Source organism: Methylophilus sp. DMC16 (assembly GCF_056314045.1).
The window spans coordinates 1,451,507-1,470,481 of record NZ_JBQUZC010000001.1; the positions used below are offsets into that span (position 1 = coordinate 1,451,507).

The 18,975-nt window shown below is 49.7% G+C and carries 18 protein-coding genes; 6 read left to right on the forward strand and 12 right to left on the reverse strand.

The genetic code is table 11. The features are described 5' to 3' along the window. Positions 1 to 16: 16 nt before the first annotated feature. The 3 genes from ACT53D_RS06815 (at position 17) to ACT53D_RS06825 (ending at position 3,083) form a co-directional block, all read left to right on the forward strand. Positions 17 to 1,273, forward strand: a complete 1,257-nt coding sequence (locus tag ACT53D_RS06815) for a glutamate-5-semialdehyde dehydrogenase (protein ID WP_476155239.1) — start codon at positions 17 to 19, stop codon at positions 1,271 to 1,273. 66 nt (positions 1,274 to 1,339) lie between these two features. After that, the gene (nadD, locus tag ACT53D_RS06820; RefSeq protein WP_476155241.1) at positions 1,340 to 1,990 is read left to right on the forward strand and encodes a nicotinate-nucleotide adenylyltransferase; all 651 of its coding nucleotides are present in this window, start codon (positions 1,340 to 1,342) and stop codon (positions 1,988 to 1,990) included. 169 nt (positions 1,991 to 2,159) lie between these two features. Beyond that, entirely contained in the window at positions 2,160 to 3,083 is a 924-nt protein-coding gene (locus ACT53D_RS06825) for a matrixin family metalloprotease (protein ID WP_476155243.1), read from the forward strand. Positions 3,084 to 3,093: 10 nt separating this feature from the next. On the opposite strand, the gene ACT53D_RS06830 is transcribed toward ACT53D_RS06825, so the two are convergent. The 4 genes from ACT53D_RS06830 to ACT53D_RS06845 form a co-directional block, all read right to left on the reverse strand. Then, entirely contained in the window at positions 3,094 to 3,546 is a 453-nt protein-coding gene (locus ACT53D_RS06830) for a YaiI/YqxD family protein (protein WP_379077457.1), read from the reverse strand. Continuing rightward, positions 3,546 to 5,030 carry a DEAD/DEAH box helicase gene (locus ACT53D_RS06835; RefSeq protein WP_476155245.1) on the reverse strand — a complete coding sequence of 495 codons (1,485 nt, stop codon included), beginning with the start codon at positions 5,028 to 5,030 and terminating at the stop codon, positions 3,546 to 3,548. Before ACT53D_RS06835 ends, ACT53D_RS06830 begins: the two co-directional genes overlap by 1 nt. A 220-nt stretch (positions 5,031 to 5,250) precedes the next feature. Further along, positions 5,251 to 6,171 carry a 23S rRNA (adenine(1618)-N(6))-methyltransferase RlmF gene (gene rlmF, locus ACT53D_RS06840; protein WP_476155247.1) on the reverse strand — a complete coding sequence of 307 codons (921 nt, stop codon included), beginning with the start codon at positions 6,169 to 6,171 and terminating at the stop codon, positions 5,251 to 5,253. Positions 6,172 to 6,207: 36 nt separating this feature from the next. Continuing rightward, the gene (locus tag ACT53D_RS06845; protein WP_476155249.1) at positions 6,208 to 8,406 is read right to left on the reverse strand and encodes an OsmC domain/YcaO domain-containing protein; all 2,199 of its coding nucleotides are present in this window, start codon (positions 8,404 to 8,406) and stop codon (positions 6,208 to 6,210) included. A 288-nt stretch (positions 8,407 to 8,694) separates the two neighbouring features. Between ACT53D_RS06845 and ACT53D_RS06850 the strand changes: the two genes are divergently transcribed. The 3 genes from ACT53D_RS06850 to ACT53D_RS06860 all read left to right on the forward strand — a co-directional run bounded on the left by ACT53D_RS06850 (position 8,695) and on the right by ACT53D_RS06860 (position 12,123). Next, the gene (locus tag ACT53D_RS06850; protein WP_476155251.1) at positions 8,695 to 11,280 is read left to right on the forward strand and encodes a bifunctional diguanylate cyclase/phosphodiesterase; all 2,586 of its coding nucleotides are present in this window, start codon (positions 8,695 to 8,697) and stop codon (positions 11,278 to 11,280) included. A gap of 172 nt (positions 11,281 to 11,452) precedes the next feature. Beyond that, on the forward strand, positions 11,453 to 11,872 hold the full coding sequence (locus tag ACT53D_RS06855; RefSeq protein WP_476155254.1) for a putative toxin-antitoxin system toxin component, PIN family: 420 nt from the start codon (positions 11,453 to 11,455) through the stop codon (positions 11,870 to 11,872). Next, positions 11,869 to 12,123 (forward strand): toxin-antitoxin system HicB family antitoxin, encoded by a 255-nt coding sequence (locus ACT53D_RS06860; RefSeq protein WP_194747187.1) that lies wholly within the window; start codon positions 11,869 to 11,871, stop codon positions 12,121 to 12,123. The genes ACT53D_RS06855 and ACT53D_RS06860 overlap by 4 nt, the downstream gene beginning before the upstream one ends. 54 nt (positions 12,124 to 12,177) lie before the next feature. Here ACT53D_RS06860 and ACT53D_RS06865 read toward each other — a convergent pair whose 3' ends face one another. From ACT53D_RS06865 to ACT53D_RS06900, 8 genes are all read right to left on the reverse strand, one after another. Next, positions 12,178 to 12,744, reverse strand: coding sequence for a hypothetical protein (locus ACT53D_RS06865; protein ID WP_476155256.1), 567 nt, complete (start codon positions 12,742 to 12,744; stop codon positions 12,178 to 12,180). Further along, positions 12,741 to 13,898: a His-Xaa-Ser system radical SAM maturase HxsC gene (gene hxsC / locus ACT53D_RS06870; protein ID WP_476155258.1), complete on the reverse strand. Its 1,158-nt coding sequence runs from the start codon at positions 13,896 to 13,898 to the stop codon at positions 12,741 to 12,743. The genes ACT53D_RS06865 and hxsC overlap by 4 nt, the downstream gene beginning before the upstream one ends. After that, positions 13,895 to 15,352, reverse strand: a complete 1,458-nt coding sequence (gene hxsB, locus ACT53D_RS06875; protein WP_194747190.1) for a His-Xaa-Ser system radical SAM maturase HxsB — start codon at positions 15,350 to 15,352, stop codon at positions 13,895 to 13,897. The genes hxsC and hxsB overlap by 4 nt, the downstream gene beginning before the upstream one ends. Next, on the reverse strand, positions 15,345 to 15,653 hold the full coding sequence (hxsD, locus tag ACT53D_RS06880; RefSeq protein WP_194747191.1) for a His-Xaa-Ser system protein HxsD: 309 nt from the start codon (positions 15,651 to 15,653) through the stop codon (positions 15,345 to 15,347). Before hxsD ends, hxsB begins: the two co-directional genes overlap by 8 nt. Further along, on the reverse strand, positions 15,654 to 15,938 hold the full coding sequence (hxsA2, locus tag ACT53D_RS06885) for a His-Xaa-Ser repeat protein HxsA2 (RefSeq protein WP_194747192.1): 285 nt from the start codon (positions 15,936 to 15,938) through the stop codon (positions 15,654 to 15,656). A 236-nt stretch (positions 15,939 to 16,174) separates the two neighbouring features. Further along, entirely contained in the window at positions 16,175 to 18,079 is a 1,905-nt protein-coding gene (locus ACT53D_RS06890) for a M48 family metallopeptidase (RefSeq protein ID WP_476155260.1), read from the reverse strand. 255 nt (positions 18,080 to 18,334) lie between these two features. Then, complete coding sequence (locus ACT53D_RS06895; protein WP_476155262.1) at positions 18,335 to 18,721, reverse strand: type II toxin-antitoxin system VapC family toxin; 387 nt, start codon at positions 18,719 to 18,721, stop codon at positions 18,335 to 18,337. Position 18,722: 1 nt separating this feature from the next. Beyond that, positions 18,723 to 18,965 carry a type II toxin-antitoxin system Phd/YefM family antitoxin gene (locus tag ACT53D_RS06900; RefSeq protein WP_194747195.1) on the reverse strand — a complete coding sequence of 81 codons (243 nt, stop codon included), beginning with the start codon at positions 18,963 to 18,965 and terminating at the stop codon, positions 18,723 to 18,725. Positions 18,966 to 18,975 lie beyond the last annotated feature (10 nt).

The following is an 18,975-nucleotide window of genomic DNA, read 5'->3' on the forward strand; positions in this document are numbered from 1 at the left end:
AGTTAGAATAGCGATTATGGACATTCAACACTATATGAAACAACTGGGGGAGCAGGCACGCGCCGCCTCCCGCTTGATGGCAAAAGCTGACACCAACACCAAGAACCAGGCGCTGCGCAATATTGCTGCCCTGATCCGTCAGCACGAAAAAGCCCTGCTCGCCGCCAACCAGCAAGACCTGCAAGCCGCCCAAGCCAATGGCATGGAAGCCGCCATGCTGGACCGCCTGACATTGAGCGAGAAATCGGTGGCAACCATGGCAGAAGGCCTGGAGCAAATTGCCAGCTTGCCAGACCCGATTGGCGAAATGAGCAATTTCAAATACCGTCCTTCCGGCATCCAGATCGGCCAGATGCGCGTACCGCTGGGCGTGATCGGCATTATTTACGAGGCCCGTCCTAACGTGACGGTCGATGCGGCGGGTTTGTGTATCAAATCCGGCAACGCCTGCATTCTGCGCGGCGGCTCCGAGGCCATTCATTGCAACCAGGCGCTGGCCAAACTCGTGCATCAGGGTCTGCAACAAGCGGGCTTGCCACAAGCGGCCGTGCTCGTGGTCGAGACCACTGACCGCGCTGCCGTCGGTGAACTCATCACCATGAAACAATATGTGGATGTGATCGTGCCGCGCGGTGGCAAAGGCCTGATCGAGCGCATCAGCAACGATGCCCGCATCCCTGTGATCAAACACCTGGATGGCAACTGCCATGTCTATGTCGATGACGAAGCTGACCTGGCCAAAGCCGTGCGTATTCTCGAAAACGCCAAAACCCAGCGACTGGGCACCTGCAACACGGCAGAGTCACTGCTGGTCGCACGCAGCATCGCCAACACTGCCTTGCCTCAACTGGCCGAGATGCTGCTAGGCAAAGGTGTGGAAATTCGTGGTTGCGACGAAACGCGTGCCATCGTGCCACAGGCAAAGGCGGCGACTGAAGAAGACTATTACACCGAATATCTGGCCGCGATTATCTCTTGCAAGGTGGTCAGTGGCGTGGATGAAGCGATTGCGCATATCAACAAGTATTCCAGCCAGCACACTGAGGCGATTGTGACCGAAAACTACACCAAGGCACGCCAGTTTTTGCGTGAAGTGGACTCCAGCAGTGTGATGGTCAATGCCTCTACCCGCTTTGCCGATGGCTTTGAATATGGCTTTGGTGCAGAAATCGGTATTTCTACCGACAAACTGCATGCGCGTGGCCCGGTCGGTCTGGAAGGCTTAACCTCCCTCAAGTATGTCGTTCTGGGTGACGGCCACGTCCGCGCTTAATCACGCTGGCAGGCGTTTGGCTTGTGCAATCCTAGATGCGCAACGCCATAATCTACCCAAAGAGTCATGAAGATGGAATGCATAGGCATTTTCGGCGGCACCTTTAACCCCATCCACAACGGGCATCTGGCGCTCGCACAGACCGTGCTGGACACGCTGCACTGTACGCAAATCCGCTTTGTGCCTGCCGCCTTGCCTCCGCACAAGACTGCCCCGGCGGTTACGGCGCAACACCGTGCTGCCATGGTCAAGCTTGCCATTCAGGCGCATCCGCAATACGTGCTCGACAGCTGTGAACTGGATCGTCAGGGCCCCTCTTACACCGTAGAGACGTTACACCTGCTCCGCCAGCGTTTCCCCGAGCAATCCCTCTGCCTGCTCATTGGCCAGGATAGCTACCAGCAATTGCCGACCTGGCACCGCTGGCAGGAGCTGCTGGAGTATTGCCATCTGTTGGTTGTGCACCGTGCAGACTTGAGAACCGAGCTGGTTTTGCATGCAGAACACACACAAAGATTCCTCGCTGGCGCAGCGTTTAGCAGCCAATGCTCTTCAGCCACGCATGGCTTCATCGGTTATTTGCCCGAGAGCCCACCAGCGATTTCCTCGACCGGCATCCGTACAGCACTGGCGCATCCAGGCCAGAATTTGACAGACCAGTTGCCTGCGTCTGTGCTCCAGTATATCCAGCAGCACCATCTATATCAGTCGGCTTAAGCCTCTTGCAGTCCCCATCGGGTGGCATGCTGTCGCATTTTGCCCTAAACGCAGGATGCATCATGGCTATTTTTAGCCCAGACACGGCAGTATGCTCAACAGCAGACATAAAATCGCTATACTGCGATTAAAACAACTCTAAATTACTTATCAAGAGGATACGTCTGCGATGAAATTGTTAACCTGGTCTCTCACTGCCCTGCTCGTGGCGTCCCCGTCCGCATTTGCCAATATTGATATCCAATTTGACTTTAGTTACGATACCAGCGGCTTCTTTAACAGCACCAACATTCAAACCCTCAATGCGGCTGCCTCGGTGTTTGAAACCCGTATTACCGACTCACTAAGCGCCATTAATTCAGGCGGCCTCAACAACTTCCAGGGTCTGATTCTTGACCCCTCGGATATTAATCAGACGCAAACGCTCTCCAATCTGAGTGTGGCGGCAAATGTGATCAAAATATATGTGGGTAGCGATAACCTTGGTGGCTTCACCATTGGTGCAGGCGGCTCCGGCGGCTATTCATGCAGTGGGCTAGGCAGCTTTTGCGCCAACGCCGTCGACCGTGGCCAGACTAACACCACGGGTAACAGTGCCACCGACTTTGCCACCTGGGGTGGCATGATCAGCTTCAACAGTTCAACCTCATGGTATTTTGGCCAGGATCAGGCAGGGTTGACCAATACCCAATTTGATTTTTACACGGTGGCCGTACACGAAATTGCCCACGTGCTTGGCTTTGGCCTGGCCCCCTCGTTTGAAGCACAGGTGAACGGCAGCAATTTTAACAGTAGCGAAACCGGGACCGTCGCCCTCAGCAATGACCTGGCGCACTGGGCGCCAGGCACCATGAGCACGGTTGGCGGAACACTGCAGGAGACGATGATGGACCCAGACATTACCCCTGGCACACGCAAATATTTTACCGATCTGGATTATGCAGGCATGGCGGCCATCGGTTGGTCGGTCGTAACACCGGTGCCTGAATCCAGCATCAGCCTGAATCTGTTGGCGGGCGGCCTGTTGCTTGGCCTGCTATACAGACGTAACCTTGGCAGCAGACGTCAAACGGTAATCAACGCATACGCTTAGCAAGGCTAGCCTAGTCCATGCGTTTGCGCGCCAAAAACTGATCCAGTTGCCGCGCGAACGCGTGGCGGTCAGACGCCTGCATAGCATTGGGGCCCTGCGTTTCCACCCCGCTGGCGCGCAGTGATTCCATAAAGTCGCGCATAGCCAGTCGCTCGCGGATATTCTCTGCCGAATAAAACTCCCCGCGTGGATTCAACGCATGCGCTTGCTTTTCAATCACCTGCGCGGCAAGCGGAATATCTGCCGTAATCACCAAATCGCCCGCTTCCAGCATCGCCACGATCTCGTTATCTGCCACATCAAAGCCCTTGGCGACTTGCAAGGCGCGCAAATAGGCTGAGGGCGGCACATAGAGAACTTTGTTGGCGACAAAGGTAGTCATGACCTGACTACGCTCCGCCGCCCGAAACAGGATGTCCTTGATCACGCCCGGGCAGGCATCGGCATCCACCCAAATCCGCATTAACCGGCTTTCGGCACCGGTCTGGCGCTAAATAACGCGCCGCCTTGTGGTTTGTGGCCCCCAGGCTGACGCGCGGATTTTTGCTGACCAGCAGGATGTCCAGATGCATTCGCCGGTTTTTTCTGGCCAGCGTGTTGTCCAGCGTTGCGCGGGTTGCTTGGGGCAGCGTTGGGTTGGCCTGGTTTAGGCTGATGTTGCCTGGGTTGGCCTGGTTTCTGACTACGCGATGCGTCACGGGGCGCCTGGCCCGATTTAGGCGCTGGCCGTTGACCGCGAGGCTGAGTCCGTGATGGCCGATCCGGCTCTTCACTGCTTTTTTCGGGGGCGACAAAGCCCTCTACCTGCAGCTTGGGGATCTCACGCTTGATCAGCTTCTCAATGTCTTTCAACAATTTGAGTTCTTCCCTATCCACCAGCGACACCGCCGCCCCAGTGGCGCCAGCACGGCCAGTCCGGCCGATGCGGTGCACATAGTCTTCGGGCACGTTAGGCAGCTCAAAATTCACTACCTGTGGCAGCTGGTCAATATCCAGGCCACGTGCAGCAATATCGGTCGCCACCAGTGCCGTGATCCCCCCCGCTTTAAACTCAGCCAGCGCCGCCGTGCGGGCATTCTGACTCTTGTTGCCATGAATCGCCATGGCCGGGATGCCGTCTTTTACCAGCTTCTCCGCCAGCCGGTTCGCGCCATGTTTGGTGCGTGTAAACACCAGCACTTGCTCCCACTGATGTTGCTTGATCAAAAAGCTCACCATCTCACGCTTGTGCGACTGCGGCACCATATGCACGCTTTGCTCAATCAGCGCGTTTGAGGTGTTACGACGCGCCACTTCCACCAGGTCCGGGTTATTCAGCAGATTATCTGCCAGCTGTTTGATTTCATCGGAAAACGTCGCCGAGAACAGCAGGTTTTGCCGCTGCTTGGGCAGCAAGGCCAGCACTTTTTTAATGTCGTGAATAAAGCCCATATCCAGCATGCGGTCGGCTTCATCCAGCACCAGAATTTCAATGCCAGACAAATCCAGCGCCTTCTGGTTGGTGAGGTCGAGCAAGCGGCCCGGCGTCGCTACCATGATATCGAGTGGTTTTTTCAAGCGGCTGATTTGCGGGTTAATCCCTACCCCGCCAAACACCACCATGCTTTTCAGCGGCAGATATTTACCATAAGTGGTCACTGACTCGCCGATCTGCGCCGCCAGCTCGCGCGTTGGCGACAGAATCAGACAACGCGGCTTGCCTGCGGCGGTTTGTTTTAACGGGCTTTCAGACAAGCGATGCAAAATCGGCAAGGTAAAGCCAGCGGTTTTGCCTGTCCCGGTTTGCGCTCCGGCCAGTAAATCGCCACCGCGCAATACATAAGGAATCGCCTGCGCCTGAATCGGCGTCGGTGAGGTATAGCCGGCATCGGCAATCGCGCGCAACACAGGCGCGCACAAATTCAAATCAGCAAACGTCGTGTTTGCAGGGGTATTTTCTTGTGACAAGGTTATTCAACTTTAATAGTGTGCATCGCCCATCACAAACGACAAGCATGCAACAAATTATTGGGCGTTGGTCTGTTGCCGCAGCAACACCAATCTGGACAAACGAGGATTATATCGATGATTTATGACAAGGCCGCTGTGAGGATTGGTAGTTCACAGGGTAGCTACATTATACCCGCTATTTACGCAAACACTGTATTTAAAAAATGTCTGCATCCAATCAAGCCACGGATGACGGACTTTTTTGCGTGGTGATCGTCTGAAACGTCCACGCCACAAAGCGGCTTTGCTTCTGGCCTTGCGCCATCTCCACCGTTTTTACCGTCAGTGCCCGCGCTTTCTTGAGTTCACGCATCACCAACGGCAGGTTGCTGGCTTTGGAGACCAGCGTGGTAAACCATACGCACTGTTGGGCAAAATGCCTGCTCTCATGAATCATGGTGGTTAAAAACGCTGCCTCACCGCCCTCATACACCAGCTCATTGGCTTGCCCACCAAAATTCAGCGCCTGCGGTGGCCGCTTGCCCAGCCCGCGCCATTTACGCTGAGTGCCCGCCTGTGCCTCAGCCGCCGAGGCATGAAAAGGCGGGTTACACATGGTCAGCGTCCATTGTTCGCCCGGCAAGATCACGCCTTTAAAAATCGCCGCCATATTTGGCTGCTGGCGCACAGAAATCAGTGGCTGCAAGCCATTGGCTTCGATCAGCTGCTGTGCATTGCGCAAGGCCTTGGCGTCAATATCCACGCCCAAGCACTGCCAGCCATAAGCCTGGGCCGCAATCAGCGGATAGACCAGATTGGCGCCGGTGCCGATATCGAGCAAACGCGCAGATTGCGTATGACCAGACTCTGTCAACAAATCCGCCAGGTAATGCACATAATCGGCCCGGCCAGGAATAGGCGGACATAAGTAATGCTTGGGAATATCCCACACCGCCACGCCATAATACTGCTTGAGCAAGGCCTGGTTTAAGGTTTTTACCGCTTGCGGATGAGCAAAGTCTATCGAGTCATCGCCATAGGCATTCGGGCGCACATAGGGCGCCAGGGCCGGATGCGCCTGCACCAGCAGCGCAAAGTCATAGCCCTCGCGGTGCAGATTGCGTGGATGCAATGCAGATGAAGAACTGACGGGCTTCATGCCTAAGTCATCGCCAATGGCACTTGGGCAGCGCGCCTAAGCGGCCGCAGCCTTGGCGCGTGCGGCATGCAATTTTCGGTAGCTGTCCAGCAGTCTATGGTGTCTGTCCAACCCATCCAGCTGCAGATTGGTCGGCGTCAGGCCATAAAAGCGCACGCTGCCATCGACAGCGCCTAGCACCGCATCCATGCGCGCGTCACCAAACATGCGGCGGAAATTTAGCTCGTAATCGGCCAGGTGCAGCTCCTCGTCTAGCTCCACCTCAAGCACTGCATTCAGGGCCTGGTAAAACAAACCGCGTTCCAGGGTGTTGTCGTTGTACTGCAAAAACGCCCCCACCAGATCTTGCGCCTCTTCAAACTGCTGCAACGCCAGGTTGATGAGTAGCTTAAGCTCCAGCACCGTGAGCTGGCCCCATACCGTGTTCTCGTCAAACTGGATGCCAATCAAGGTTGCAATATCGCTGTAGTCATCCAGCTCGTTATTCTCCAGCCGCTCCAGCAAGGCCTGCAGGCGGTCATCGTCCAACTGATGCAGGTTCAGGATATCTTCGCGGAACAACAACGCTTTATTGGTGTTATCCCACACCAGGTCTTCCACCTGATACACCTCAGAATAATCAGGCACCAAGATGCGGCATGCCGTCGCGCCCAGCTGGTCATACACCGCCACATACGCCTCTTTACCCATCTCAGCCAAAATGCCGAATAAGGTCGCGGCTTCTTCAGCGTTGGCATTGTCGCCATCACCTGAAAAGTCCCACTCGACAAATTCGTAGTCCGATTTGGCACTGAAAAAGCGCCACGACACCACACCGCTAGAGTCAATAAAATGCTCAACAAAGTTATTCGGCTCGGTCACCGCCTCGCTGACAAAGGTCGGCTGCGGCAAGTCGTTGAGGCCTTCAAAACTGCGGCCTTGCAGCAACTCGGTCAGGCTGCGCTCTAGCGCGACTTCCAGTTTTGGGTGCGCGCCAAACGAGGCGAACACGCCACCGGTGCGCGGGTTCATCAGCGTCACGCACATGACCGGATATTGCCCGCCCAACGACGCATCTTTCACCAGCACCGGAAAGCCCTGCGCCTCCAGCCCCTCAATGCCCGCCACAATGCCGGGATACTTGGCCAGCACCGCTGGCGGCACATCCGGCAACGCCATTTCACTTTCAATAATCTCGCGCTTGACGGCCCGCTCAAAAATCTCGGACAAGCATTGCACCTGCGCCTCGGCCAGCGTATTGCCTGCGCTCATGCCATTGCTGGCGTACAGGTTTTCAATCAGGTTAGACGGGAAATACACCACCTCGCCATCTGACTGCCGCACAAACGGCAGCGCGCAAATGCCGCGCTCACGATTGCCAGAGTTGGTATCAATTAAATGTGAGCCACGCAACTCGCCATCGGGGTTGTAAATGGCCCGCGTGTAGTCATCCAGAATCTCTTTCGGCAACGCATCCTTGCGCCCCGGCTTAAACCAGCGCTCGTTCGGATAATGCACAAAGTCGGCATTGGCAATGTCTTCGCCCCAGTAAGACCCGGCATAAAAATGGTTGTTACTCAGCCGCTCAATATACTCACCCAGCGCCGAGGCCAGCGCACTTTCCTTGGTCGCGCCTTTGCCGTTGGTAAAGCACATGGGCGAATGCGCATCGCGGATATGCAGCGACCACACGTTAGGCACAATATTGCGCCAAGAAGCGATCTCGATCTTGATGCCCAGGCTCGCCAGCAAGCCCGTCATATTGGCAATGGTTTGCTCCAGCGGCAAATCCTTGCCGGTGATATACGTCTGCGTCTCCGCCGCCGGGTTCACCGTCAGCAAGGCCTGCGCATCGGCATCCAGGCTTGCCACTTCTTCAATCACAAACTCAGGGCCGGTCTGCACCACTTTTTTCACCGTGCAGCGGTCAATCGAGCGCAAAATGCCAATGCGGTCCTTTTCAGAGATATCCGCAGGCAACTCAATCTGAATCTTGAAAATCTGCTTGTAGCGGTCTTCCGGGGCCACAATATTGTTGTGCGACAAGCGGATGTTTTCGGTTGGAATATTGCGGGTGCTGCAATACAGCTTCACAAAATACGCCGCACACAGCGCAGACGAAGCCAAAAAGTAATCAAACGGCCCCGGCGCCGAGCCATCGCCCTTGTAGCGGATAGGCTGATCGGCAATCACCGTGAAGTCATCAAACTTGGCTTCAAGGCGGAGCTTATCGAGAAAATTGACTTTAACTTCCATGGGGGATTCCGAAAATGACGTTTGAGCGAAAACCGCTATTATCCCTCACAACATTCAGGCGACCTAATTTAGCAGCAACGCTGATTGCTTACTTGGCTACAAACTCAAGTCGAATAGAGAGTGAAACTTTGCTAGCCCCGCCGTTGAAACACTGAGTCCAGATGCTTGAAGCAAGTGTGCAGGCCTGTAAAACGGTCAGCACTCGCGTCTCGTAAAGTGAAGTCAAAACAATTAAGTTTGTGTGCTATTCTTTAACGAATAAAACTACATTTTTCAGGGGTTACAACCATGGCTGCTGATGACAGAAAATTCATCATGCTGACTGATTATTTGCATGAACCTGTCATCCATTATGATCGTGATTGCAAACGCACTTATCTCAATCCAGCCGCAATAAAACTGATTGGTGAACCTGCTAAAGATCTTCAAGGCAAAACACCCAGCTCGCTCAGACCCTCCTCCGTCGCTTTACAACACTACCAAGAAAAAATCCGCGGCGTCATAGAAACAGGCACGGATATCGAGTTTGATTTTTTTCTAGACCGGCTGCCTGATGGTCCGAATGTCCACACCAAGGTGCTCAGAATTCATGCCGTCCCCGAGCTGGATAGTGATAACAACGTGGTGGGCGCCCTTGCGATTGCGCATGACATCACGGCACTCAAGTTAAGTGAAAAACGTTTACGCGCACTGATTGAAAACCATCCCGACCATATTACCCGCTTTGACCAGCATGCCAGATACAGCTACGTCAGCCCCTCTCTCACAGCATTGTTTGGCATAGAGGAATCCACGCTGCTGGGTAAGACCCTGCTTGAATCTGACCAGATTGCCACGCCAGCAGAACGCAAAAAAATTCACCACGCGATTTTGCAAACCCTAGAGCAAGAAACCGCCTGCACCATTGAGAGCCACTGGCCGCATGACCGCGTCATAGAGCTTCGTCTTGTTCAGGAAAAAGATGCCATCGGCGAGGTATCGGGGGTGCTTTGCATCTTGCGTGATATCACCCAACAAAAGCAGTCCGAAAAAGCAATGCTGACACTCAATCGTTCACTGCGTTTGTTGAGTAGCTGTAACCAGATGCTCATTCATGCAGAAAACGAACAGCACCTGCTCAACGACATTTGCCAGTTGGTGATCGAATCCGGAGGCTATCCGCTGGCCTGGGTGGGTTATCCCAACTATGGCACCTACCAACCGCTGCGTATTGCCGCAATGGCCGGTCAAAAGCTGACGAAGACGATTGCGCTTGAGCAGCAAACACCGGAAATCAGCCTGGCCGTGAAAGCCTTTCAATCCGAGCGTGTAGAGATTATCCAGGACTACCCCAATGCAGCCCGCTTGAATAATTTGGGCGACCTCGCCAGCCAGGAAGGCCTGCTTTCATGCATCGCCTTGCCACTCAAAGTAGCAAAACAGACCATAGGCGTGATCACGATCTACGCCTCCCGCACCTATGCGTTTTCTGCTGAAGAGGTCACCCTGCTCGATGAACTCGCCAATGACCTGGCGTTTGGCATTCAGTCCCTGCGTATCCGTGCCGAACATCGGGACGCAGAAACAAAACTGGAATATCTTGCGCACCATGACCCACTGACCGGCCTCCCTAACCGCCTGTTATTGCGCAAGCGTTTTGAACAGTTTATCCATCAAGCCAACAAGCGCGAATACGGCCTCGCCATGCTGTTTCTTGATATGGACAACTTCAAAGAGATCAATGACAGCTTTGGTCATGCCATAGGCGATGCGCTGCTAAAAGAGGTGGTCAGGCGCCTCGAACGTATGCTGCCAGAGGCTTGCATGCTCAGCCGCGAGGGCGGTGACGAATTTGTGCTGCTGATCAATAACGCCCACGCGTCCGATATCGTGACTCAAACCGCACAGCAAATTCTTAACGCCATGCAAGAGCCGTTTGAGGTCAGCGGTAACACACTGCATGCGTCTTTCAGTATCGGCATCAGCCTCTATCCAAACGATGGCAAAGACTTTGAAACCCTACGCAAAAACGCCGATGCCGCCTTGTACCTGGCAAAAGATTGCGGCCGTAATACCTACCGCTTTTTTGTCACGCAGATGAATGCCGACGCGCAAAAGCGCATGCGTATTCAAACAGACCTGCACACAGCACTTAAAAATAATGAGTTTTTACTGCACTACCAGCCGCAAATACGCCTATCTGATGGCCGCATCAGTGGCATTGAAGCCTTAATCCGCTGGCAAAACGCCGATGGACAGATGCTCCCGCCAAGCGAGTTCATTCCCATCGCAGAACAAAGCGGGCTGATTATCCAGATGGGTCAGTGGGTGCTGCGGGAAGCCTGCCGGCAACTGGCCGCATGGCACAAGCAAGGGCAAACCCAGCTGGTGGTGGCGATCAACTTATCCTCACACCAGTTTCGGCATGGCAATATTGTAGAAACCATCAGTTCTGCGCTAAATGATTTCGGCCTGCCCCCGCAATGCCTGGAGCTCGAACTGACAGAATCTATCCTGATTCAGGACACAGAATCCGTCATCAGCACCCTGCACACGCTAAAACACATAGGTGTCAAACTAGCCATTGATGACTTTGGCACCGGCTACTCCAGCCTGTCTTATCTTAAACGCCTGTCCGTCGACAAACTCAAAATTGATAAATCCTTCATCCGCGACCTTCATAAAGACCAGGACAGTGCAGAAATTGTCAGGGCAATCATCCAACTTGGGCACATTTTGCAACTCACGGTGATTGCAGAAGGGGTAGAGACTGAGCAGCAACTGGCTTTTCTCACCGACAGTCATTGCGACGAAATACAGGGATATCTCTTTAGCCGCCCGGTCGCCGCAGAAAACATACCAGAGATACTTGCTCGAATAGGAATGACGGCCTAAGCCAGAGTCTTAATAGCGCAGCGTTGCGTTGACCAAGCTAAGGAGCGCAATTCCTAACAACGACTTTCCCGCGTTAGGATAAATGGCACGCTGCTGATTACTTGAGCTTTTATAACACTCATCTTAAAACGCCACACTTTCAAAGCAACATCGCCGGTGATATCATAAAAAAATGAAAATTGTGCTAGACACTGATGTCATTATTGCAGGCATGCGCAGCCCATCTGGAGCCTCTGCCGAAATCATTCGTAGAGCAAGGCTTGGCGAACTGACACTGATGGCTAGCGTCTCACTGTTTATGGAATACGAGGCCAAATGCACGCTGCCCATACATTACCAAGCGGCTGGTTTATCTGCACAAGAAGCTGAGATTTTCATCAACACCTTGGCAAGTATTATCAGCCCGGTAAAAACACATTATTTATGGCGCCCACAATTACGTGATCCTGCAGACGAAATGGTGCTAGAAGCAGCAGTCAATGGTGGCGCAAAAGCATTGATCAGTTTTAATCAAAAGCACTTTGGCTTAACACCACAAAGATTTGGCATACAGCTACTATTGCCATCAGAGTTTTTAAGGAGTTTTAAATGAGCAAGGCATCCACATACCCCTTACGTTTACCACAATCACTCAAAGATGCGGTAGACGCAGCTAGCAAACGTGATGGCACCAGTATTAACCAGTTTGTCGCCATGGCAGTGGCAGAAAAAATCAGCGCATTAGAAACCGCCGAGTTTTTTAGCGTGCGGCAACAACAGGCAGACTATGAAAAATTTGATGCCATTATGAATAGATCAGGTGGTCAAGCGCCGATTAAAGGCGATGTGATTGGTGAAGAATGAATTTACTTAAGGTTTTGGCAAAAGACCAGATTACTCATGAATTTGCTAAGCCGCCTAGTTTGCCCCGACATCACACACAAAGCCCCAGCGCCCTTCTTTTATATTCACGTATGGCCCAGTAACTGTTGCAAGAAAATACACAGCACTCTTTGGTTGATATTTAAAAGTGAAACTAAAGTCAGTAGCATTTTCTTCGTTTACCCCATACGTTCCAATCAAACTCGTAGAGTCCGCCCCTTTAAACTCTTTCCTAACGAGTAACTTTTTATTCTTATCGCCAAAAGGTGAGAAATAATTATGCGCATTTTTGAGTGATGCATCATCAAGCGACCAAGACTCGATGACAACTTTATTCACCTCAAATGGAAGGGTACCAATGTTCCTTATCGTTACTCCTAAGCTTGCTAAGCAGATCTCTTTTGTTGGTAACTTGCTCCAATTAAGAAAACCCGTTGAAGCAGTTCTAATTTCTAAAGGCTTTTCTATTTTTACATATTTAGAATAAGCCCAAGCCCCCGCAATAAGTATTGCAAGTATCTCAACGATATATTTAATAATTTCTAAAAAGCTTTTAGCTTTAGAAAAGGTAGATTCATGAGACTTGCTACGAAAGCGCCTCATAAAGGCTTGATGTGATCACTATATCGATGAAGCAAACTAGATGAGAAAAACCCTCCACACTCGTGTGCTCTTTTACATCCTTCACACTCAGGTGCAAATTCATTCTTCCAGTCAGAAATTGATTTACGATAAAAAGGCAAAACATCCTCGTTTATAGTACAAAGCTGGTGGTTATAAACAGAGGTTGTTAATCCATAGCTAGCCAAGACATTCACGGCATCACTCAAGATATTTTTATACTCAAACGGGTCAATCCATAGACTATCCAAGTTTGCACGAGTAAACCCCATCATTTCAAGCCCCATCAAAGCTACATGATCAACAAACAATAAATTCCGGCCAATGAATTCACAGAGATCCAATAAGCCATCAATAGATTGTTTATGAATAACAACTCTAATTTCGACTTTTTGATTGAGCTTCTTAAGATTTAAAACACCTGCCAGGGTCTCATCAAGCGCACCCGAACTTTGAACTATATAGTCGTGCATTGATGGATTTGCTGAATAAATTGGGATACCTACCATCATGTCAAAATGATTGATGTCGGCATATCTTTTAGCAAAATCCATGTTTTTAAAAGATCGACCATTGGAAAGAATATGAATACCAGTTTGAGGTAAATGGCTTTTAGTAAACTCTAATAACTCTAAAAACCTCTCTCCAAATAACGTGGGCTCCCCGCCAGAAAAACCGATTTCCTTGGTGTTCTTGGGTATTAACTTGATGAGATTGAAAGCTTCACTTAATAAATAGGAATCATCGTGATTTTTAGGAGGTTGTGAGCACATTAAACAATAATGATTACATTGCTCTGTAATCATAATCGTATTATTTGTTGCCCTTTTACGGTATAGAACCCGTATGTGTTCTTTATTTGGTGTGATACGAACAATATCTTCATCGTTCAAGTAACTAAACTCATCTGGCAAAACAGTAAAATTCTCCCCCTGAGAGAACTCAATATCTTCGGCTAGAGACTCAAACGTAATGTAATGAGAAAATCCCTTCGGTGCATTCTTGGCCCTAGTAATGAATGCTTTATAGCTTCTTAAAACCTGAGGTAGGTTTGGATTAGAGCTTAACGAAAATAACTTTGCTTTTTCAGAAGTAAGTTCATGAACTTGGATTACTTTACCCCCAAGTTTGATCATCGGTTAGCCCATCCGAGGAATAATTTTTTTGTATCAGAATCATTTTCCATGAGGGTAATTAAGTGTTTAAAAATACTCATGTTCTTTTTACAAAACTCTGACTCAGGCTTCCGCCCCAAAAAATCCTTATGTATTGCATGGTGATAAACTGGCTCGGAGCCACAGTATGGCTCAAATGCACATTCAGAACACATTGGAGCACTTAGCGTAAAAGACTCTTCAATTGCATCAAGTAACTTATCTGAGAGAATGATATCTTCGTAGGAATCAGACAAAATATTACCTAACTCAAAAGTCTTATCCCCCATTTCAGCAAGCATTCTGCTTTCATCAGAAGCGTAAACTTTGCCGTCATAATTAAAAACAATTGCTGCAATTCCAATACCAGCAGGGTTCATTAAATCAACATACCCAGACTCTTGGGCAGTAAGAATTTTCTTCAAAATTAAACTAGAGTAATACTCTGAGAACTCAACTCCATTTCGATTCAGCTCAATGATGTAATCAAGGCCAGCTTTATAAAACTGTAACCATCGCTCGGTGTTGTATGCCATAAATTTTTTTGTTTTTATCGCAAAACCGTAAGGTGACAGTGGCCTTAAAAAAATACCCTTAAATCCTAGCTTTAAATATTCGTCGATAATGTCTTTAACTTTATCTAGACTCGACTCTGTTGTTGTCATCAAAGCTGAGACTTGATCATAGCCAAGCCTGTTTCTTGCTTGCTCTAATCCGGAAAGGAATCTTTGGTAGCTATCTTTGTTTGGTCTTGGTCTATTTGAGTTATGCAGAACCTCAGGACCATCTAGTGAAGTTGAAAGCTGAATCTTATGCAACTTGCAAAAGTCTAGCATTTCATCAGTTATTAACGAAAGAGTTGTGGCAATTACAAAAGCAAGATCTCTATTTGCAATCTGATTTCTAACCTCAGCAGATTCAACAATATATTTGATAAGTTCAAAATTCAGTAATGGTTCACCGCCTTGAAACTCAATCTTTATAGCTGGAGATGGGGACTTGAATACAAAATCAAGAGATCTGTCAGCCATTTCCTTAGTCATATCAAATGAAGATTTATCTTCTGATTGCCTAGAAACTTGGCAATATGGGCAACTATGATCGCAGCGAAGTGTGACGACAAAGATATGTAAATTAGTAAATTGAGAAAGCCTAGATAACTTCGTTCTCAGTTTCAATGCCAATAATTCAATTGGTGACTTTTCTTTCGGCAATCTTATGAAATGCTTGGATCTTAATTGAGAATATAGGCTACTAGTAACATCTAGTTTCCGATGAACCAAATCTTCTAAATCATCATGTTCGATGAGCAGATACTCGCCAACAAGATTAGTTATGATGTAACGCTCATCATTAAATCTATCAAATTTAAAGGGTAGCAACTCATAAGACGAGTCTTTTGCGGAATAGCTTTCAATCCCTTTAAATTTACTCAATTTGTTGCAAATCCGTATTCAAGAAAGTCGCACTCAGTATTAAATTTCTAACCGTCTCGGTTTCTTTAGAAATCAATTGACGTAAGTGCTGATCAAGAACTTCCTTCTTAAAATCCGCCTCTACTTTTTTGAGGTGTAGTTCTGTGTGATCCCCATCAAAGGTAATACGGCAAAGTATCGATTTATCCTTTAACTCAAAATCAACCGAAAGTTTATTGATAAATCGATATGCCGCTTTCTGTATTGTTTCAACAGAATAAACACGCTCATCAAATGTGAGCGTTGTTGTAGTCTTACTCACTTAATAACCAGATGAGTGTGAACGATGCGAGGAATGTGAGCTATGCGACGAATGAGAGTAGTGATCAGCGTAAAAAATACCGTCACTATTAGGTTTAAGAATAAATTTCAATGCGCTCTTATCACTAAAGTCGAACTTATTGATTTCTGCGGTCTCAATTTCAAGTAACTTAGACTTTTCCTGATTATCAATTGAAACGCTATCGATGGAGTTCGCGTGCGATTGAGTTGCGGTTAATGCGTTCGCCAATACAGCCAAAGGCAAAAGATATTTTCTTTTATTCATATTAGCCTCCCACGTTAATTAATAATATTTTTAAAAAATTTAGCATGTACACCACACAAACGTCCACAGAGACGAACTCAACAATAATTAAAATATTGTAAATTTAAGAATTTAAAAATTAATGTGAAAAACAACTATCAACATTCTTGACCAACAGATTACTTAAACTAATCAATGACGCTTTTGATCAATAAATCGGAAGTTTGGGTAGCGCTGGCTATCAATACTCAACAAAACTACCGCTTTTCATAAACCGGCCCCACACCCAACTTTTTAATTTTTTTCTTAAATGGCTTAAACGCGCCAGACTTGAGCGAGACAATAAACAAATGGATGGGAAATTCTTTGCTGACCAAGCGCTCGATGACTTTTTTCGAGGGGTCGGTGAGTGAAAAGGTGGGCATTTCAAAGGCGAGTAGATAGTCGCCCTTGGTGTTGTCGGCATCTAATACGCGCTTGAGTAAATAGACCCTTTTAATATCTTTGGCGTCACTGGCGATGACGGCCCTGATTTGTTGCACGGTGGCGTCGTCGAGGTCGTGTTGTGCCAGCGTGGCGGCTGGGGTTAAGGTGGAGAGCTCCTGGTGGATGGCTTGCAACTTGTTGGCGCGGGCTTGGTAGCGTTGCAGGTATTCATCGGCGCGCGCCTGGTTCTTGGCGGCGTAGTAATGGTAGGCTTGCTCGCAGGCGGCGAGGATGGCGGATTCGTCTTGCGTCATCACGTACTCTAAATCGTCAATGCCGGTTTCATCGTCGTCGAGGAGTTTGTACACCCCTACTCTATAGCGGCCTTGCAAATGCTCAGGGTGTTGCTGCACAAAGGCTTCAATGGCAGATCGTTGCGGTTCGTCTGGCGTCAGGTCTTCTCTTATGGCGATGACTTGCCATTGCTCGTCGGCACTCAGCGTTTCTTTGGCGAGCAGTTCATTTAAGGTGGCGGTTTGTGCCTGAATATCCTGATGGCGTGCGCTCCAGTTTTGCTCGATGTTGGACTGCCATTCTTGATCGAGCTTGTGGGTGAAGTGTGGCAGCTCGGCCCCTAGCCAGGCATCGGCGGCGGAGGTGCTGTTGTCTGCGCGTGGCAGGGTTTTCAGGGTTTCAAGCTCAACGCCTATGGCTTTCAGGCGATCTTTGATGGCGGGATGCGTGTCGAGATGGTTGGTCTCGTAGGTGTAAGCGAGGTCTATGTAACGATGCAGGGTGTCTGGTTCTAGCGTTTGGTTGACGATAGATTGCCAGACGGCGCTTTTATCTTGCATGGGTGTGGGCTCAGTGGCAACGCGTTGCTGGATGTGCGCATGCAGGCATTCTTTTTCGAGCTGGTAGAGCACGTGCACGCGTAACAAGGCGCTGGCGGTGTTTTCTACCCCGGCGATTTTGACCGAGACATGGTCGGCCTGATATTCGTTTTTGCGCGCCAATACAAAGCTGTAGGCGTTGAAATAAGGCGCGTACCAGCCAAACATTTTGGCTACATAGCGCGAGCCCCAGTCACGCCAGCCACTGGCCATGTCGTGCAGGCGCGCCCAGGTGGAGCGCAAACGGTAAATAAAACCGGACCAACGGCTATGGTCGCCAGACAGGTGCCCATACTCATGCGCGATCACTGCCATCGCCTCGCCTTCGGTCAGGCCTTGCAACAGCGGCAGGCCCAGCATCAGGTAATTGGTTTCCCAGCCAAACAGGCCAAAACGCGGATATTGAATAATCGCCGCATTGATATCGTGAGTGAGCAACACATGGCTGATTTTGGGGCCTGCGAGCACGGTTTCGAGTGACTTGATTTTTTGCCACAGCGCAGGCGCTTGGTCGGACGTGAGCTCGGTGCCCACTGGCTTGTCAAAACGGCTGAACAACACCTTGAAGGAGGCTTTGAGCATCAAGAAGGCAGGCAAGATCATCAAAATCAGCAATTTGCCCAGCTTAAGCAAGATGAGTAGCACTGCACCACCAGCAACAAAGGTCAGCGCGACCAAGCCGATGAGTAAGGCCAACGGGATCAAGGCCATCAAGATGGCAAATCCCAGAATCAAAAAGCCTAGCAGGCTCACGAGAATGACGCGGACAAAATAGGTGCTGTAATTTTGCTCGGCCAGCCTTTCGGACCGCGTAATCAGGTTCTCTAAAGATGTTTCACGCATGCGCTACCTACCCCTTTACACCAAAGCCAAAACCATTCCAGTCATGGTCGAATCAAGATGAGGAAATCGTTGCACGCCTAGTTTTGTTGTATGTGTTTAATCACGGGGATCAAACAGTCTGGCGCGCTATTTTTTTAATGATTGTAAATGATGAGCTATTTTTTAAAAGGATTTTTTAATGCAGGTCATAACAGCATCAGCCTTGCACTCAGCAGATGGATATCACGCTGCTGAGTGCAGCCTAACAATATGTCGCTACACCATGATTAAAGCAACCGGGTAGCCGCCGAGCTGGCGATCTGCCGTCATTAACGTCACCCCTTCGACCTGCGTCTGCGCAAGCAACATGCGATCAAAGGGGTCTTTATGCACCTCTGGCAAGGTGGCGACGCTCATGGCATGGCTGCTATTGATCTCGATCTCCTCAAAACCGTTCTCCAGCAAGTTACGCCGCAATACGGCCAAGTCCACTTTAAAATCCGCCCGGCCCAGGGTGTTTTTGATGGCAATTTCCCACAGACTGGCGCTGCTGAAGAAGAGTTGATTGCCTGTATCTTCAATGAGGGCTTTTGCTTTGCTTGGCAACTGCTCAGCCCCCGCCGCTGCCCAAAGCAAAATATGGGTATCGAGTAACAGCTTCATCTTACTCGAGGCCAAACAGGGTTGAAATTTCGGCTTTGCCCATCTCGTCAAAGTCTGCAGGCACCTGAATTTGACCTTGCATAAAGCCAATACGCTTGATTGCGGGCGGCTCAGTCGCCTCTAGCCGGGTGACTTTTACCAGCGGCTTACCCGCTTTGGCAATAATGAAAGATTCCCCATTGACAGCCTGATCCACCAGTTTAGAGAGTTGTGTTTTTGCCTCGTGAATATTGATAATTTGCATGATGTCCAAA

Bases quoted from the DNA above. Each gene is read 5' to 3' on its own strand.
- ACT53D_RS06815 (WP_476155239.1), top strand. From the start codon at position 17: ATGGACATTCAACACTATATGAAACAACTGGGGGAGCAGGCACGCGCC.
- nadD (WP_476155241.1), top strand. From the start codon at position 1,340: ATGAAGATGGAATGCATAGGCATTTTCGGCGGCACCTTTAACCCCATC.
- ACT53D_RS06825 (WP_476155243.1), top strand. From the start codon at position 2,160: ATGAAATTGTTAACCTGGTCTCTCACTGCCCTGCTCGTGGCGTCCCCG.
- ACT53D_RS06830 (WP_379077457.1), bottom strand. From the start codon at position 3,546: ATGCGGATTTGGGTGGATGCCGATGCCTGCCCGGGCGTGATCAAGGAC.
- rlmF (WP_476155247.1), bottom strand. From the start codon at position 6,171: ATGAAGCCCGTCAGTTCTTCATCTGCATTGCATCCACGCAATCTGCAC.
- ACT53D_RS06845 (WP_476155249.1), bottom strand. From the start codon at position 8,406: ATGGAAGTTAAAGTCAATTTTCTCGATAAGCTCCGCCTTGAAGCCAAG.
- ACT53D_RS06850 (WP_476155251.1), top strand. From the start codon at position 8,695: ATGGCTGCTGATGACAGAAAATTCATCATGCTGACTGATTATTTGCAT.
- ACT53D_RS06855 (WP_476155254.1), top strand. From the start codon at position 11,453: ATGAAAATTGTGCTAGACACTGATGTCATTATTGCAGGCATGCGCAGC.
- ACT53D_RS06860 (WP_194747187.1), top strand. From the start codon at position 11,869: ATGAGCAAGGCATCCACATACCCCTTACGTTTACCACAATCACTCAAA.
- ACT53D_RS06865 (WP_476155256.1), bottom strand. From the start codon at position 12,744: ATGAGGCGCTTTCGTAGCAAGTCTCATGAATCTACCTTTTCTAAAGCT.
- hxsC (WP_476155258.1), bottom strand. From the start codon at position 13,898: ATGATCAAACTTGGGGGTAAAGTAATCCAAGTTCATGAACTTACTTCT.
- hxsA2 (WP_194747192.1), bottom strand. From the start codon at position 15,938: ATGAATAAAAGAAAATATCTTTTGCCTTTGGCTGTATTGGCGAACGCA.
- ACT53D_RS06890 (WP_476155260.1), bottom strand. From the start codon at position 18,079: ATGCGTGAAACATCTTTAGAGAACCTGATTACGCGGTCCGAAAGGCTG.
- ACT53D_RS06895 (WP_476155262.1), bottom strand. From the start codon at position 18,721: ATGAAGCTGTTACTCGATACCCATATTTTGCTTTGGGCAGCGGCGGGG.
- ACT53D_RS06900 (WP_194747195.1), bottom strand. From the start codon at position 18,965: ATGCAAATTATCAATATTCACGAGGCAAAAACACAACTCTCTAAACTG.